Source organism: Chitinophaga sp. 05T412, assembly GCF_056396465.1.
This window is the reverse complement of sequence record NZ_JBFTLN010000100.1, coordinates 1-405: the sequence shown is the minus strand read 5'-3', so window position 1 is coordinate 405 and position 405 is coordinate 1. Positions and strand designations below refer to the sequence as shown.

1 protein-coding gene is annotated in these 405 nt (G+C 72.1%); it reads right to left on the bottom strand.

The features are described 5' to 3' along the window. Positions 1-95 precede the first annotated feature (95 nt). Positions 96-405: putative immunity protein (locus tag AC1DFM_RS34850; protein WP_477081393.1), on the bottom strand; the 310-nt coding region annotated here is incomplete at its 5' end.

Here is a 405-nt window from a genome sequence, read left to right as displayed (position 1 = left end):
GAGCGGGCGTATGCCGTGCTGGCCGAGGTCAGCCCCGAGCTGGTGCGCGAGTTCACCTGACCGGCAAGCGGTTTCGGGCAAGCGCCGTCGGCTGCTCAGTCCTCGAAGACGCGCCAGCAGATGTCGTTGCGGCGCGCCTGGTCCTCCAGCACGAGAGCCCTGACCCTCGGGTGGAGCTGGTCGCGCTGCCAGTCGCGTTCGCGTCGTCCCGCCTCGATGTCGCGCTGGTCCGCTGCCTGGGCGGCCTTGATCGCGTAGGCCGCGGCGCCGAGGTCATGCTCCGGCACGTGGCCCACGCACGCGGCCTGTCCGGCGGCATACGCGGCGAATCGTGCAGCCCCTCGAAGGGGGCGGGCAGCGCCCATGGCGTGCCCACCGAGGGCGCGCGCATCCATCATCTTCAGG